The sequence below is a fragment of the Citrobacter sp. Cpo100 genome (assembly GCF_030332595.1).
GTDB lineage: Bacteria > Pseudomonadota > Gammaproteobacteria > Enterobacterales > Enterobacteriaceae > Citrobacter > Citrobacter portucalensis.
Genome location: NZ_JAOWHM010000023.1, coordinates 14,491 through 30,031, shown reverse-complemented (window position 1 = coordinate 30,031; position 15,541 = coordinate 14,491). Strand labels below are relative to the sequence as shown.

Here is a 15,541-nt window from a genome sequence, read left to right as displayed (position 1 = left end):
CACCATCTTCGGGAAAGGCACATGTCGTGGTTTAAAAAAATACTACTGGGGTTAATTATTTTGGCGGGTTTAATTGGCACGCTAAAGGATTATAAAGACTTTGGCCTGTTTGGCGCACTGGGATTGTTTATTATCTTCCTGTTATCAACAACATTCTTATGGCAATGGGCCTCTGGCAAGTTACCAGAGATAACAAAGTTACATGCCATACTTATTTTACTGGCCAGCGCGGTAGCCTCTATTTTTGTTATCAATATGGCAATTGCCGGAAATTTGCATGTGGATTTAATGGAAGTCATGCGCGTTACCATTACCCATAATCCGCTTTTTTATCTGATCCTCTGCGTGGTCGCATGGGTAAAAGTGGGCATCTGGCAATGGCTGTTTAGCGGTGTACAGATGAAAGAAAGTCAGCCGGTTTAAACTCCAACAGATGTAAAAAAGGCGTCTTAACCAAGACGCCTTTTTCGTACTAGTATAACTACTTAGAACTGATAGGTCAGACCCGCAACAACCTGATTGTCGCCGTCTTTGCCATCGAGCAGGTTAATTTTGTAACCCACATCAGCAACCATGTTTTTGTTGAAGTAGTAGTCTGTGCCCAGCGCAACGTATTCGGTCAGATCAGTGTTGTTGTTATCACGCGCATGAACGTAAGCCACGTTCGGACGCAGACCAAAATCAAACACATAGGCCGCCATCGCTTCAAAGTGCTGCGCTTTGTCCGCATCCTGAATCAGGTTGTGGGATTCGCCGTACATGGTCGCAACGTAGATAGCGTTTGCATCATATTTCAGGCCAGCACCCCAGAATTCTGCGTTTTCGCCATCCCAACCATTTTGTTTCTGCTGAGCAGTCACAGAACTGTTGGTGTAGGCTGCAATGGCAGATACGCCGGAATCAGCGATATTGTCGTAGCCCAGGGAGAAACCGTAGCCATTGCCGTGCTGTTTCGTCGGATCCTTATCGGAATCATCCTGACCCTGATATTGCGCGCCCAGGCTCAAGCCATCAACGGCACCAAACAGATTTTTGGTGCGGAGTGTTGCAACGCCAGAAGTGCGTGTAGTAAGGAAGCGGTCAGTATTTTCAAAGGAGTCACCGCCGAACTCTGAGAGAGTGTCAGTGTAAGCTCCCACGTCGTAAGCGATACCGTAGTTACGACCGTAGTCAAAGCTAACGTCATGGCCGTAATCCAGGCCAGCAAACGCCAGACGTGTGTTAACGCCATTCTGAGAACCTTCTGCTTTAGAGGCATCAAACTGACTCTCAAATTGGCCATAACCGGTCAGTTGATCGTTGATTTGTGTCTCACCGCGAAAACCCAGACGCGCGTAGGTACCATCGGCATTAGTGCCGTCACTCCAGGAATGGACCGCTTTGACTTTGCCGTACAGATCCAGTTTGTTGCCATCTTTATTATAAATTTCCGCTGCATGAACGGAGGTTACCCCTAATGCTATTACAGCTAATGCCACTACTGACTTTTTCATGTTATTACTCACTTTTAATTGTGAATTTTGCTATCAACTTTGTTATGAAGGCGGAATGCCCACATAAAAAAGTCCCCTCCAGATAAGGGGAAACACCAATAACACACCGAAAAAATATACCAATAAAGGCAATAATGAAGTGGCAAGACCTATTTCAATTTTGGGTTTTAAATAAAACCCGAACAGAGAGTAATTACTTAGATTCTTCGCTTGTGCTCTCATTAATAGAGCGATGCAACATTAATGCCTCGGCAATAATGTCTTGTTTACTTTTACGGGTTTCAAATGCCAGCGTCCGAACATATTCCCATAGAGAAGTATCGACACGGGCACTTAATAGAACCATATCTTTTGATCGGGTTCCCCTGGCTTTTCGGATATCAGGGTAATCTCGAGAGGGCATAGTCATCTCCTGAACGCAAACACGCTTATGGCGATGAAATATGCAGTCAGTGTAAAAACATGTCAACGGCAAAATACAGTCACAATAGTAATGAAACTGTTAATAAACAAAGAAAAACTGGAACACTATTTCAAATGAAAGATAACTTGATTATAGAATAATGTGTAATGTTAGCTTTACACATATTCGTTTTTATTCATTTGATTAAAAAGGCATGAATCATTCACATGTAAAATGGCATGAATTCAAAACATCATTGCTGCCAATAGGTTACATATCGTTATTAATGTCTACTTTTACGCAAACCACGTGTTTTTATGCGCTGCTATGCCAGGCGGCCCTGCCCTAACCGCAGCGGAAATCACTTTGATTCTCACTTAATACAGACCAGTTTTGTCTAAAAATACGCACGAAAAGGTAAAAATAAGGTAAATAGCGCATTTTTTCGCAAGCAAAAATAAGTTGTTTTTAATTGATGAAAATCAATTTACATCACACAGGGCGGCGAAAAAAATGATCACTGAAGACTATGGAAACCATTTTTTACATGAGGTTTAAGACGTGAAAAGAAAGGTTGCTATGCAATGCCGAGCGGGCCGGAACAGCCCGCATGAGAGGTGGTAAAATCAAGCGTTAACTTTATCCAGCGGCCAGGAGTCAAACAGATAGCCATCGAAGTCGATGTCATCAACATTTGAAAACTCCAGCAGGCGCTGTTTGACGTTTTCCAGATGCTGCCACATCGCCAGCTTGGCCGCGCGGGCATCCTTTTTGATTAACGCCGCCAGGATCTGTTTATGGTCGCCCATCCACTCTTTACGATAGTGGGTATCATCGAGATGGCTATGAAGCTGGATCCACATCGGGTTGTTCTCGCGCCACTGCCATGACTGGCGAAACAGCTCCACCAGCATGCTGTTATGCGTGGCCTCGGCGATAGCGAGATGGAACTGCATGTCACCGCTTTCAGAACCGTTCGGTTCGCTGGAGGCCAGCTCCCGCTCTTCCAGCTGCAACGCCTGGCGCATTTTGACGATATCTTCGCGGGTGGCCTGCAGCGCGGCAAATTCGGCGATGTTGCTTTCCAGCAGCTGTCGCGCCTGGAGCAGCTCAAACGGGCCTGCATCATTGCAATGATTCACATCCGAACTGTCGATGGTCTGAGCTTCTGCATTGTCGAGCACGTAGATCCCGGCGCCACGACGCACGTCCACCAGACCTTTAATTTCCAGCATGATTAACGCTTCGCGCACCACCGTGCGAGTGACATTGAGTCTCTCGGCGATTTCACGCTCCGGCGGCAAGCGCTCACCAGGCTGGTACGGCGTCTGGACAATCAGATCGCGGATCATTGCACCCACTTCCTGGTAGGGTCTTTGCTGAGAAGTGTTTGATTTCATCGTGTTATGTCCGTCAGATGCGTCAATTCAGAATCCGGAGGCTGGATGACTGCGCACACCTTATCCGGCCTACCAATAACGTTTTTTCGCCTGAACTATAGCATTTGCGGGAAGCCAAAAACAGAAAACGGGTCAACCAAATTAGTATTTTGATTGACCCGTCATACCTGGGAGGTTATGCGTCAGCGCTTAACGCTGCAACGCACTCGCGTGCGCCGTGTTCACACAGCTGTTGATACGCCGCGGTAACCGTCGCAACAAAGTCGGCGTTTTCCGCCAGATCATGACCAAAAATGCCGCTCAACCCCAGCAGCGCCGTCACGCGTTCGGCTCCCTGGAACTGTTGGTTAATGCGCTGGAATTCGGCCTGCATTGGGTCGACAACATCAATGACCTGCCCCTGTTCATCCACACCGTGGGTGTAGCGCATCCAGCCCGCGATGCCCAGTGCCAGATGACGCCAGCCGCTGCCGTTTTGCAGATGCAGACGCACCGGATCCAGCAGGCGCTGCGGCAGCTTCTGGCTGCCGTCCATCGCAATCTGCCAGGTACGGTGGCGCAGAGACGGGTTGCTGAAACGCTCGATCAGCAGCGTCGCGTAGGCGTTGAGATCGGTACCTTCCGGCATCGAAAGCGTCGGCGCTTGCTCCTGCATCATCAGCGCAAACGCCGCTTTGCGGTATGCTGGATTGGTCATGGTGTCAGCGATGGTTTCATAACCGCCGAGATAGCCCAGATAAGCGAGGAAAGAGTGGCTGCCGTTGAGCATGCGCAGTTTCATCATTTCAAACGGTACTACGTCGGCAACAAACTGTGCGCCGACTTTGTCCCAGTCAGGGCGACCGTTAACAAAGTTGTCTTCAATCACCCACTGGCGGAACGGTTCGCAGGCGATAGCGCACGGATCGTAAACGCCCAACTGGTCGGCAATCTCCTGCAACGTTTCTGGCGTTGCCGCCGGAACAATGCGGTCTACCATGGTGCACGGGAAAGTGGCGTTTGCTTCAATCCACTGCGCCAGCTGCGGGTCACGCGCCTGCGCCAGGCCCAGCACCGCGACTTTCGCCACATGCCCATTTTCACGCACGTTATCGCAGGACATCACGGTAAAGGCCGCCAGCCCCTGCTCACGACGCAGATGCAGCGCCTGTACGATGTAACCAATCGCCGATTTCGGCGCGGCTGGATTTGCCAGATCGTGTTTAATCAGCGGGTTATTGAGATCTAACTGGCCGCTGGCAGCATCGGTGCAGTAGCCTTTTTCCGTGACCGTCAGCGAGACAATTGCCGTCTGCGGGCGTGCCATTGCCTGTAAAATACCATCACAGCCGTCAAGCTCTGGGTGCAGCGCTTCTTTCATCGAGCCGATCACTTTCAGCACGGTGTTGTCCGCGCCTTTTTCCGCCACGGTATACAGCAATTGCTGCTTGCGCAGGTTTTCAATCAGTATGCAGTCATTACCCGGCATCAGGTTAACTTCACAGATACCCCAGTCGCTGTCGGTGGTTTCCAGCAGATGGTGGGTGTACAGCGCCTGATGCGCGCGGTGAAAAGCGCCGCATCCCAGGTGAACAATGCGGGATTGCAGACGAGAGCTGTCCCATGCAGGGCGTGCAACCGGCAGGTTGCTATTGGCAATTGTCGTTGTCATTGTGAACTCCAGATCCCGTCGGAAAGACCAACGGAGAGAAAAGAAAAAAGCCGGCCAGACAGGCGACCGGCAACACTGCTTTAGCGGCTAAAGAAAGCGCGCTGGATAGCCATCTCAACGCCACGCACTTCCGCCAGGCCTTTCAGGCGACCAATCGCGGAGTAACCTGGGTTGGTTTTCTTTTTCAGGTCGTCAAGCATCTGGTGACCGTGGTCCGGGCGCATAGGGATCAGATCCTCTTTGCCCTCGGCTTTACGGCGCTGTTCTTCCTCAACGATCGCTTTCACCACTTCGTACATGTCAACGTCGCCATTTAGATGCGCCGCTTCATGGAAGGTTTTCGGGTTATCTTCACGCAGCGTGGAGCGCAAATGGGTGAAGTAGATGCGCGGGCCAAACTGTTTGATCATGTCGACCAGGTCGTTATCCGCACGAACGCCGTAGGAGCCGGTACACATGGTGAAACCGTTCGCCATGCTGTTGACCGTATCGACCATCCACTGCATGTCTTCCACGGTGGAAACAATGCGTGGCAGGCCAAGGATTGGGCGCGGCGGATCGTCCGGGTGTACCGCCATGCGCACACCGACCTCTTCTGCTACCGGAATAATCGCCTTCAGGAAGACGGCAAAATTCTCACGCAGCGCAGCTTTATCGATATCCTTATAGCGCTCAAGATGCTGGCGGAACTGGTCGAGCGTGTAGCCCTCTTCCGCGCCCGGCAAACCGGCGATGATATTGCGGGTCAGACGTGCTTTGTCTTCTTCGCTCATGGTGGTGAAGCGTTCATGCGCCTGCGCAATCTCTTCGGCGGTGTAGTCCGCTTCCGCGCCCGGGCGTTTGAGGATATGCAGCTCAAAGGCGGCAAATTCAATTTGATCGAAACGCAGCGCTTTAGAGCCGTCCGGCAGGACGTATTCCAGATCGGTACGGGTCCAGTCGAGAACCGGCATAAAGTTGTAGCACACGGTACGAATGCCGCACTCGGCCAGGTTACGCAGGCTTTGCTGGTAGTTGGCAATCCACTGCTGATAGTTGCCGGAACGGGTTTTAATGTCTTCGTGGATCGGTACGCTTTCGACGACCGACCATACCAGGCCCGCCTGCTCAATAATGGCTTTGCGTTTTAGGATCTCATCAACCGTCCACACTTCCCCGTTCGGGATATGGTGCAAGGCAGTGACAACGCCCGTTGCACCCGCCTGACGCACATCCGCTAAGGTGACCGGATCGTTAGGACCATACCAGCGCCATGTCTGTTCCATGTTTTATTCCTCGTTTACGTTATGGACTCGACGATATGGCACATAAATTCCTCCTTTTGGTATTACATGTCAACCTGAAGCGATAAATTGGTTAACCAAATCACGATATCTGCTGACCATACCGCTAATTAACGGCCATACAACCCAGTATTAATGTAAACATGTAACGCAATGTGACATCCATCGCATCATAGGTTGACCAATATATGTAACATCTCAACCAAAATCATAATAGTTCAACCAAAGTAAGGTAGACGTTATATGCACGTTCTCAATATTCTGTGGGTTGTATTCGGCATCGGCCTGATGCTGGTGCTCAATTTAAGATTCAAAATAAACTCGATGGTCGCTCTGCTGCTGGCGGCACTCTCGGTCGGTATGCTGGCGGGAATGGATTTAATGGAACTGCTGCATACCATGAAATCCGGTTTTGGCAGCACGCTGGGTGAGCTGGCGATTATCGTGGTATTCGGGGCCGTCATCGGTAAGCTGATGGTTGATTCCGGGGCGGCGCATCAGATTGCCCATACGCTGCTGGCGCGACTCGGTCTACGTTACGTGCAGCTGTCGGTGATCATTATTGGTCTGATCTTCGGCCTGGCGATGTTCTATGAAGTGGCGTTTATTATGCTGGCACCGCTGGTGATCGTCATTGCCGCGGAAGCGAAGATCCCGTTCCTTAAGTTGGCGATTCCTGCGGTTGCCGCCGCCACCACCGCTCACTCACTGTTCCCACCGCAGCCAGGTCCGGTCGCGCTGGTTAACGCCTACGGCGCTGACATGGGCATGGTTTACATCTACGGTATCCTGGTGACCATTCCGAGCGTGATCTGCGCCGGACTTATCCTGCCGAAATTCCTCGGCAACCTCGATCGTCCAACGCCTTCATTCATGAAGGCCGACGTACCGGTTGACCAGAACAACCTGCCGTCCTTCGGCGTGTCTATTCTGGTGCCGCTGATCCCGGCGATCATCATGATCTCCACCACCATCGCCAACATCTGGCTGGTGAAAGGGACGCAGGCGTGGGAAGTGGTCAACTTCTTAGGCTCCTCGCCGATTGCAATGTTTATCGCCATGGTTGTCGCCTTCGTGCTGTTTGGTACCGCGCGCGGTCACGACATGCAGTGGGTAATGAACGCCTTTGAAAACGCGGTGAAAAGCATCGCCATGGTGATCCTGATCATCGGCGCGGGCGGCGTACTGAAGCAAACCATTATCGATACCGGCATCGGCGATACCATCGGCATGCTGATGTCGCACGGCAATATTTCTCCCTACATCATGGCGTGGTTGATAACCGTGCTGATTCGTCTGGCAACGGGTCAGGGCGTGGTCTCAGCCATGACGGCGGCGGGGATTATTAGCGCAGCGATCCTCGACCCGGCAACCGGTCAACTGGTGGGCGTCGACCCGGCGTTGCTGGTGCTGGCAACAGCGGCCGGCTCCAACACCCTGACCCATATCAACGATGCTTCGTTCTGGCTGTTCAAAGGCTACTTTGACCTGTCGGTGAAGGATACGCTGAAAACCTGGGGTCTGCTGGAGCTGGTAAACTCCGTGGTTGGCCTGATTATCGTGTTGATCATCAGCATGATTGCATAACGTCGATACCGCTCTGGCCTATAGCGCCAGAGCGGTTTTCCATCCTGCCTCAACAATCCTCAATAATCAGATACACCGCTTTCACCGGGCCATGCACCCCAACCACCTTGATAAGCTCAATATCCGCCGTCGAGCTGGGTCCACTGATGATATTAATGCACGATGGCATACGCTCACCGGCCTGTGCTTTCTGATGCAGTTTTTCTGCCAGCTGCGCCACGCGCGGCAGGATGGTGCTTTTACGCAGCACGAAAATAGAGGACTCCGGCAACAGGCTCAGGGAGCGCCCGCGCTCTGGTGCGGAAAACAGTACCACGCCGCCGGACTCGGTCAGGCCATACTCGGCATACACCACGCCCACTTTCGCCTGCTCGGCCTGGGTAATATTTTCGCTACCACGCGCCGGATCCCAGACCACGGCGTGGCATTCCTGCTGCAAGCGTTCGGTGATGCCCAGCTCCACCAGCCGGCTGTCGCCGCTCAGCACCACCGGCTGCTGACCCAATTCTTCGCACAGGCGCAGCGCCGCGCCTGCGGCCTGGTCCTCGTTGGTCAGTTCGCAGCGGGCCAGCATCACTTCGCTGGCAAACTGGATAAACGCAGAGCAGCGCTGCTCGGGGCTAAGCTCGGTCAGGCGCTCGTTGGCATAGTTGTTAACCGGCGCGGCATCTGCTTGCGGCTCGAAGCGCAGCGGGCGACCCAGCGCCTGGGTGATGGTGTTTAAAAACGCGGTACGGTTATCCATTCTTTTTCTCCTGCGCCTGATGTTTCTTAAACCAGCTACGGAAGCTCTCGCCGTCAGCATCAGGCAGATCGCGCGCCTCCATCCAGTCACCAATCGCGCCAACCTTGAGCGGGGTTTTGCCGCCATTGATAAACCAGCTCGCCGCATGCGCGCCCGCCATCATCCCGACTTTCCACAGCCCCGGATGGCTATTGGCATAGGCGAACATTTTGATCGCCCGTCGCTCGGCTTTCGGCGTAATGCCCTCCTCGGCCATCACCCGGCGATGACGCAGGATCAGTTTTGAAAGCGGAATACGCACCGGGCAGACGCTGTCACAGGCCGAGCATAAAGAACAGGCGTACGGCAGGTCTTTAAAATCTTTATAGCCGCCGAGCAGCGGAGAAATCACCGCGCCAATAGGTCCAGGATAGATAGAGCCATAGCCGTGTCCACCGATATGGCGGTACGCCGGACAGGTGTTCATACAGGCTCCGCAGCGGATGCAGCGCAGCACATCGCGAAACTCTGAACCCAGCACCTGCGAGCGACCGTTATCGACAATCACCAGATGGAACTCTTCCGGTCCGTCAACGTTGTCCGCCTCACGCGGGCCGGTCAGCCAGGTGTTGTAGCCCGTCAGACGTGCGCCCACGGCGCTGCGCGCCAGCATGGTGATCAGCACATCCACCTCGGCAAAGGTCGGCGCGATACGCTCCATGCCCATCACCGCAATGTGCGTTTTCGGCAGCGTGGTGCACATGCGCGCGTTGCCTTCGTTGGTCACCAGACACACCGAGCCGGTTTCCGCCACGGCAAAGTTACAGCCAGTAATACCGATTTCGGCACTGAGGAAATCCTCGCGGATCTTCTGACGAATGAACAAGGTCATAGCTTCCGGGGTTTCCGGGCCGTCGTATCCCAGACGTTCGTTCAGCACGCGGCGGATCTGGTAGCGATCTTTATGAATCGCCGGGACCACGACGTGCGAAGGCGGATCCTGATCCAACTGCAGAATATATTCCCCGAGATCGGTTTCGATCACCTGGATTCCGGCATCCTGCAGCACGTGGTTGACGCCGATTTCTTCGGTCACCATCGACTTGGACTTCACCACCTTCTTCGCATTTTTACTCTGCGCGACCTGCAAAATGTAGCGAGTGGCGTCTTCTTTGGTTTTGGCGAAATAGACGTGTCCGCCGTTTTCCGTCACTTTCTCGGAGAGTTGGTACAGGTAAGCGTCGAGGTTGCTCAGAACGTGATCGCGGATCTGGCTGGCACGATCGCGCCAGTCTTCCCAGTGGCCTAACTCATCGACCATTTTTTGCCGATTCGCGCCGATACGCTCCTGCGCATTAGCCACGGCTTTGCGCATGATCGGATCTTCTATCTGCTGACGAATACGCAGTTTAAATTCTACATCGCTGGTTTTTATCGACATCTCTTTCCCCTCAGCGGCTCATCAGCACTTCAGCAATATGCATCACTTTGACCGGCTGGCCTTCCCGTTGCAGTCGGCCGCCAATGTTCAGCAGGCAGCTAACGTCTGCGCCAATCAAATATTCCGGCTTTGCATCCATCAGATGTAAGACTTTCTCTTTCACCATCTCACCGGATATCTCGGCCATCTTGACCGAGAACGTCCCGCCAAAGCCGCAACAGGTATCCTGATCGGCAAACGTCAACAGCTCCAGTCCGCGCACGTTTTTCAGCAGCGTAAGCGGCTCTTCCTTCACTCCCAGTTTGCGGGTCAAGCTACAGGAAGGATGATACACAGCACGGCCCTGCAGGCTGGCACCAACGTCCACCACACCCAGTTTGTTGACGATAAAGGAGGTGAGATCCTGCATACGCGCGGAAACTTTTTCAGCACGCAGCGCCCATTCCGGTTCATCGGCCAGATACGTCGGGTAGCTTTTTACCGCGTAGGTGCAGGAGCCTGCCGGGGAGATAATCGGATCGTCGTTGTCTTCCAGCGCGGCGATCAGGTTTTTCATCCCGGGGATCGCCTCTTTGATGTATCCGCTGTTGATGGCTGGCTGACCGCAACACCCTTGCTTCTCGGGGAAATTCACGCGACAACCCAGTTTTTCCAGCAGCAATACGGAGTCTCGTGCCATCCGTGATTTCAGTGCGTCACCAATGCAGGTAACAAAGAAATTTACATTCACAATAACTACTCCATTGCTTCATTTCTGTTTATTGCGCTTGATATCGCGATATCAAGCAAAGATTCAGCTGTATTTCACGCCCAGTTTTTGTATTTGCTTGTTTTACTAATGTCTGGGTTCATTATGATGCACGGATCGTTTTCCTTTGATAGCGACTCTCCTCTTCTTATATCAGGACAATCGCAAATGTCTGTATTTTCATTTGTATGACAAAACCGAATAATCCCCTAATCAACATGCATATGCAATACCCATGTTTATTTATTTCGGACTTGCTCACATTTTTATATTGAAAACAACAGTGTTATTAACACCTTATAAAATAGTTTCGAATGATTACTACCTTCGTCACTACCATTATTAAAAATGTTATTAAATAACCACTTATGGGTATTTACCTTGCTCTTAAGTATATTTATCTGGCATTGAATTTTAATTAAAAGATTACAATAGTTACAAAACCATAAATCATAATTACTTTATTCACTGAAGCGATTCAGTTTACATATTTTATTTGCACGGCAATGTAGTCTTCCCGCCATAAATATAAATCAGGTTTAATGAACCAATCAGGAATAGCAATGAACGAATATTTTATGTTTGCCCTGGCACTCTCTCCTTTACTACTTATGGTATTTTTAATACTGAAATTAAAAATGCCCATCCATTATTCCGTACTGATTTCTTTGGTATTCACCGCTGCATTATCGGCAATATTCTGGGAAATGCCCGTACAAAATCTGAAAGCCGCGATAGGCTATGGCGCACTGAAGGGGTTATGGCCGATTGTGATTGTGATCCTCGGCGCTATCTTCAGTTATAACGTCATGCAGGCGACCAAAGCGCTGAATATTTTGCGCGATATTCTCGCCAGCATTAGCGAAGATAAGCGTATTCAGGTGTTGCTGATTTCATGGTGCTTTGGTGGATTTCTTGAAGCCGCAGCGGGCTATGGCACGGCGGTCGCTATTCCGATCGGCATTCTTATTGCGCTGGGATTCAACCCGCTGAAAGCAGCGATTGCTTCTCTCGTGGCGAATACCGTTCCCACCGCATTCGGCGCAGTCGGGATCCCGGTTTCTATTCTGGCAGAACAGGTGAATCTGCCGGTTTATACCTTAGGCGGAACCATTATTTTGCAGCTTGCGCTGTTTAATATTCTGCTGCCGTTTGTGATTGTCTGCATTATTGGCGGCGGCCTGAAAGCCATTCGTGGCGTATTTTTGATCACGTTGATTTGCGGCATTTCCACGCTGGTTCCGCAATATTTTGTCGCCATCCATCTTGGCGCGGAATTACCCGCTTTTGCCGGTAGCCTGGTCAGCCTGTTTGCCGTGGCGATGGTCAGTCGCCTGCGCAAAGGGAAAACCGATCCAGAGTGGCGCATTGAGGTCAGCCATACCCGCGAAACCACGCCGCGCTCGGCAAAAGTGCTGTTCCGGGTTGGCTCTATCTATCTGTTTATTTTTGTGTTTATCCTGCTGTGTTCGCCGCTGTTCCCGACAATAAAAGGCGCGGCGTCCCAACTGGCTTCGGTGCTGCATTTCACGTTGGCTGACGGTAAAACGATGGCACTGAAAGTTGAATGGGTGACCACACCAGGGATGCTGATCATCTTTGCGACCATTATCGGCGGTTTTATTCAGGGGGCGTCCGCACGCGGGATGCTGGAAGTATTTATCAAAACCATTTTCCAGCTTAAAAACTCTATCGTCGCAATTATGGCGATCGTCGCGCTGGCCACGGTGATGGACCTCAGCGGGATTATCTCCACGCTGGCGCAGTCGATTGTCGATCTGACCGGCAGTTCGTACGTCTTCCTCGCCCCGGTGATTGGCGCGCTGGGCACGTTCGTTACCGGCAGCGATACTAACTCGAACATTCTGTTCGGCAAGCTGCAAACCATTGCTGCCAGCAAGTTGCATATCGATCCTAACTGGCTGGCGGCGGCCAATACCTCTGGCGCTACGGGGGGGAAAATGATTTCGCCGCAAAGCATCGCCATCGCGGTTTCTGCCACCAAAATGGACGGTCAGGCCAACCAGATTATGTCTGGCACCATGAAATACTGCTGCGCCTACATTGTGATCCTCGGCCTGAAAGTCGGTCTCTTTTATTACTGGTTTATGGCGTAAGCCATTGTCAACCCCGTCAAATTCGCGGCAATCGTATTTGACGACACAGTGACCAAAAAGGTTTACACCGTCCCAGGAACGGAACAAGGCGACAGGCTTTACGATTTGTCGGCGCTGACTAAAATAGCGCCGATGTTTCAAATCGAGGATTGTTGTTATGTTGTTCTGGAAAAAGATGGTGAAGAAGTTCGACGCCTTTTCCGCGTTGATTCCACCACGCTACTTCCGCGTGTAATACCAGGCACTTATGCCTGATGGCGCTTCGCTTATCAGGCCTACATTTCACACTCATTTGTAGGCCTGCGTTTCACGCTCATTTGTAGGCCGGATAAGGCGCGAGCCGCATCCGGCAGCAACAGCAGCGTAAAATACTCACCCCTTCCTCTTACGCAGACCGCATGCTCTTAACACCGCCACCCACAGACGAAGCCACGCGAAACGGTAGACCAGAGGATGCTGAAGCCGCAGCAATGTCAGAAACATAGAGCCCCCTCGTGGCGCTACAGTACCGCTGCCCGATAGCGAATTTGCGGATCCATTATCTGGTGACGCGCATCTATCAGTCGCAGTTCATACGAATCATGCTCTTTCGTCAGTCGCATCACCGCATCGACGACACTGGTGGTCCGCTCCAGCGCCTGCTTGTCCTCATAACCATTGAGCAGTGAGGCCAGCATCACGCTGCAAATCAGATCCCCAACGCCCACCGGCATTTTGGCAAAGGTATACAGCGGCCGGGCAATGTGTAACGTCTGTTCCGGCGTCACCAGCAGCATTTCAAACGCCTGTTTGTCCCGCGAACAGTCGCCGAGATGCTTCACCAGCACCTTCTTCACACCCCACGACACCAGCTGCTGCGCAGCTTCCACCACCTCGTCAAAACCACGCAGTTGTCTGCCCGTCAGCACGCCCAGCTCATAGAGATTCGGTCCCATGATGTCGGCCAGTTGAATGGCATCATCGACAAAAAAGGACTCTACGCCCTGCGCGACAATGCAGCCTTTTTGCGGATCGCCCATCACCGGATCGCAAAAATAGAGCGCCTGCGGATTACGCTGACGAATGGTGGTGACCGCGTGCTTCACCTCTTCACAATGACGTTTATCCCCGAGATACCCGGACAGCACGGCGTCGCATTGCGCCAGCTTTTGCAGGTCATCCAGCCCGCTGATGATGGCGCTCAGCTCGCCGTGCGGCATCGCCATGCCCTGCCACATCCCGTACTGGGTGTGGTTGGAAAACTGTACGGTGTAAAACGGCCAGACATCGATCCCCGAAAGCTGCATCGGCAACACAGCGGCTTTATTTCCGGCATAGCCATAAACGACTGACGACTGAACAGACAACACGTTTTTCATTTTGACTCCGTCTAACGAAACGTTGGCAGCAGACCAAATACGTCCAGAACAACCGTCAGATAGACAACCGCCCCACAGACAATCACCAGGTTAAGCACGGTGTTATTACAGGGCGCGGTATAGCTGGCGGTCGGAAAACGTTTCCGCGCGGCTTTCACCAGGAACGGCGGCAGGATCACGCTCCAGATGGTAAAGGCCAGACCGGCATAGCCAATCGCGTGCACAAAACCGTTCGGGAAGAAGAAGCACACGGCGGCTGGCGGGAAGTAGGTCACCAGCGCGGTTTTCAGTCGGCCCATGCCGTCATCCGGGAAGTGAAACAGGTCGGCGATGTAATCGAACAAGCCAAGCGTCGCCGCCAGCAGAGAACTGGCTACTGCGAAGTTGCCGAAGAAGGTCAGGATCAGATCCATATACCGGCTGGTGAACAGCTCGCTGATGGCTTCAACAAACACGTCGATATTGCCGCCTTTGGCGATAATTGGCGGGAACGCGGAACGGCTGATGTTACCCATCGTGACGCCCAGCCAGAAGATGTACAGCAGCAAGGCAAACAGCGTACCGATGATAATCGAACGCGTGATATTCGAGACCCCACTCTTGCCATACAGCTTGACCAGGCTCGGCACGTTACCGTGAAAACCAAACGAGATAATACAGAACGGCAGCGTCATCAGAATGTAAGGCAGGTACTGTGAGTTGGGCAGCGCCACCGCCACGCTGTCGACAAGTTTCGCCACTTCAATATGACCAACCAGCCCGGAGAAAGTAGCAAAGAACGCGATAAACTTACCGATAATCAACACGGTAGTGATGCGTCCGACCAGCAAGGAGCTGTACCAGGCAATCGCGCCGACCAGCATACTGACGATCACCACCGAGATATTCGCCGGAAAACGCACGCCGCTGTATTTGAACACGGTTTGCGCCATCACCGCTGACGATCCGGAAATATAGGCATAAGTCAGAATATACAGCACAAAGCCGAAAGCGATACCGACAACGATATTCCACTTACGGCCTAATAAATCCTGAGTAAAGGTATTAAAACTGGCACCGGCGCCATAATGCAGGTTGACTTCAACCAGCATCAGACCGGTTAATAACATCATGATGGCGATAAACAGAAGAATAACAGACGCACCGGGGAACCATACGCCGGCCATCGCAATCGGCAGGGAGAACATCCCGCCACCCACTACGGTCGCGATAACCAACATGGTTCCGCTAATCAGTCCGGGGGTACTACTCTGTCGCTCAATGGCATTAATATCCATGATAAATGTTCCTGTAGACTATTCGTTATAATTACAGCTGTCATTTGTACATCATGCGG

13 protein-coding genes are annotated in these 15,541 nt (G+C 52.1%); 3 read left to right on the top strand and 10 right to left on the bottom strand.

Going from position 1 to position 15,541, the window contains the following annotated elements; all coding sequences use genetic code 11:
• Nucleotides 1-21 precede the first annotated feature (21 nt).
• A complete protein-coding gene (locus OGX96_RS01320; protein ID WP_032942287.1) occupies nucleotides 22-423 on the top strand; it encodes a hypothetical protein in 402 nt (133 codons plus the stop codon).
• 62 nt (nucleotides 424-485) lie between these two features.
• On the opposite strand, the gene OGX96_RS01315 is transcribed toward OGX96_RS01320, so the two are convergent.
• From OGX96_RS01315 to uxuA, 5 genes are all read right to left on the bottom strand, one after another.
• On the bottom strand, nucleotides 486-1,493 hold the full coding sequence (locus tag OGX96_RS01315) for a porin (protein ID WP_286582057.1): 1,008 nt from the start codon (nucleotides 1,491-1,493) through the stop codon (nucleotides 486-488).
• A 193-nt stretch (nucleotides 1,494-1,686) separates the two neighbouring features.
• Nucleotides 1,687-1,896 carry a hypothetical protein gene (locus OGX96_RS01310; RefSeq protein WP_003830087.1) on the bottom strand — a complete coding sequence of 70 codons (210 nt, stop codon included), beginning with the start codon at nucleotides 1,894-1,896 and terminating at the stop codon, nucleotides 1,687-1,689.
• 626 nt (nucleotides 1,897-2,522) lie between these two features.
• Nucleotides 2,523-3,296 carry a Uxu operon transcriptional regulator gene (gene uxuR, locus OGX96_RS01305; protein WP_008786090.1) on the bottom strand — a complete coding sequence of 258 codons (774 nt, stop codon included), beginning with the start codon at nucleotides 3,294-3,296 and terminating at the stop codon, nucleotides 2,523-2,525.
• Between the two features lie 175 nt (nucleotides 3,297-3,471).
• Nucleotides 3,472-4,947, bottom strand: coding sequence for a fructuronate reductase (locus OGX96_RS01300; RefSeq protein ID WP_048236203.1), 1,476 nt, complete (start codon nucleotides 4,945-4,947; stop codon nucleotides 3,472-3,474).
• Nucleotides 4,948-5,027: 80 nt separating this feature from the next.
• Nucleotides 5,028-6,212 (bottom strand): mannonate dehydratase, encoded by a 1,185-nt coding sequence (gene uxuA / locus OGX96_RS01295; RefSeq protein WP_003830090.1) that lies wholly within the window; start codon nucleotides 6,210-6,212, stop codon nucleotides 5,028-5,030.
• 261 nt (nucleotides 6,213-6,473) lie between these two features.
• On the opposite strand from uxuA, the gene gntP reads away from it, so the two are divergent.
• Complete coding sequence (gntP, locus tag OGX96_RS01290; RefSeq protein ID WP_003033260.1) at nucleotides 6,474-7,817, top strand: gluconate permease GntP; 1,344 nt, start codon at nucleotides 6,474-6,476, stop codon at nucleotides 7,815-7,817.
• 49 nt (nucleotides 7,818-7,866) lie between these two features.
• Here the strand turns inward: gntP and OGX96_RS01285 are convergent, their stop codons facing one another.
• The 3 genes from OGX96_RS01285 to OGX96_RS01275 are packed head-to-tail and all read right to left on the bottom strand — an operon-like array spanning nucleotide 7,867 to nucleotide 10,712.
• The gene (locus OGX96_RS01285; protein ID WP_286582055.1) at nucleotides 7,867-8,562 is read right to left on the bottom strand and encodes a LutC/YkgG family protein; all 696 of its coding nucleotides are present in this window, start codon (nucleotides 8,560-8,562) and stop codon (nucleotides 7,867-7,869) included.
• Nucleotides 8,555-9,982, bottom strand: coding sequence for a LutB/LldF family L-lactate oxidation iron-sulfur protein (locus tag OGX96_RS01280; RefSeq protein WP_286582053.1), 1,428 nt, complete (start codon nucleotides 9,980-9,982; stop codon nucleotides 8,555-8,557). Before OGX96_RS01280 ends, OGX96_RS01285 begins: the two co-directional genes overlap by 8 nt.
• A gap of 10 nt (nucleotides 9,983-9,992) precedes the next feature.
• A complete protein-coding gene (locus OGX96_RS01275; RefSeq protein ID WP_001102107.1) occupies nucleotides 9,993-10,712 on the bottom strand; it encodes a (Fe-S)-binding protein in 720 nt (239 codons plus the stop codon).
• A 581-nt stretch (nucleotides 10,713-11,293) separates the two neighbouring features.
• Between OGX96_RS01275 and OGX96_RS01270 the strand changes: the two genes are divergently transcribed.
• Complete coding sequence (locus OGX96_RS01270) at nucleotides 11,294-12,847, top strand: L-lactate permease (RefSeq protein ID WP_286582051.1); 1,554 nt, start codon at nucleotides 11,294-11,296, stop codon at nucleotides 12,845-12,847.
• Nucleotides 12,848-13,347: 500 nt separating this feature from the next.
• On the opposite strand, the gene pdxY is transcribed toward OGX96_RS01270, so the two are convergent.
• On the bottom strand, nucleotides 13,348-14,205 hold the full coding sequence (gene pdxY / locus OGX96_RS01265; RefSeq protein WP_060682807.1) for a pyridoxal kinase PdxY: 858 nt from the start codon (nucleotides 14,203-14,205) through the stop codon (nucleotides 13,348-13,350).
• An 11-nt stretch (nucleotides 14,206-14,216) separates the two neighbouring features.
• Nucleotides 14,217-15,482, bottom strand: coding sequence for an aromatic amino acid transporter (locus OGX96_RS01260; RefSeq protein WP_032942280.1), 1,266 nt, complete (start codon nucleotides 15,480-15,482; stop codon nucleotides 14,217-14,219).
• Nucleotides 15,483-15,541 lie beyond the last annotated feature (59 nt).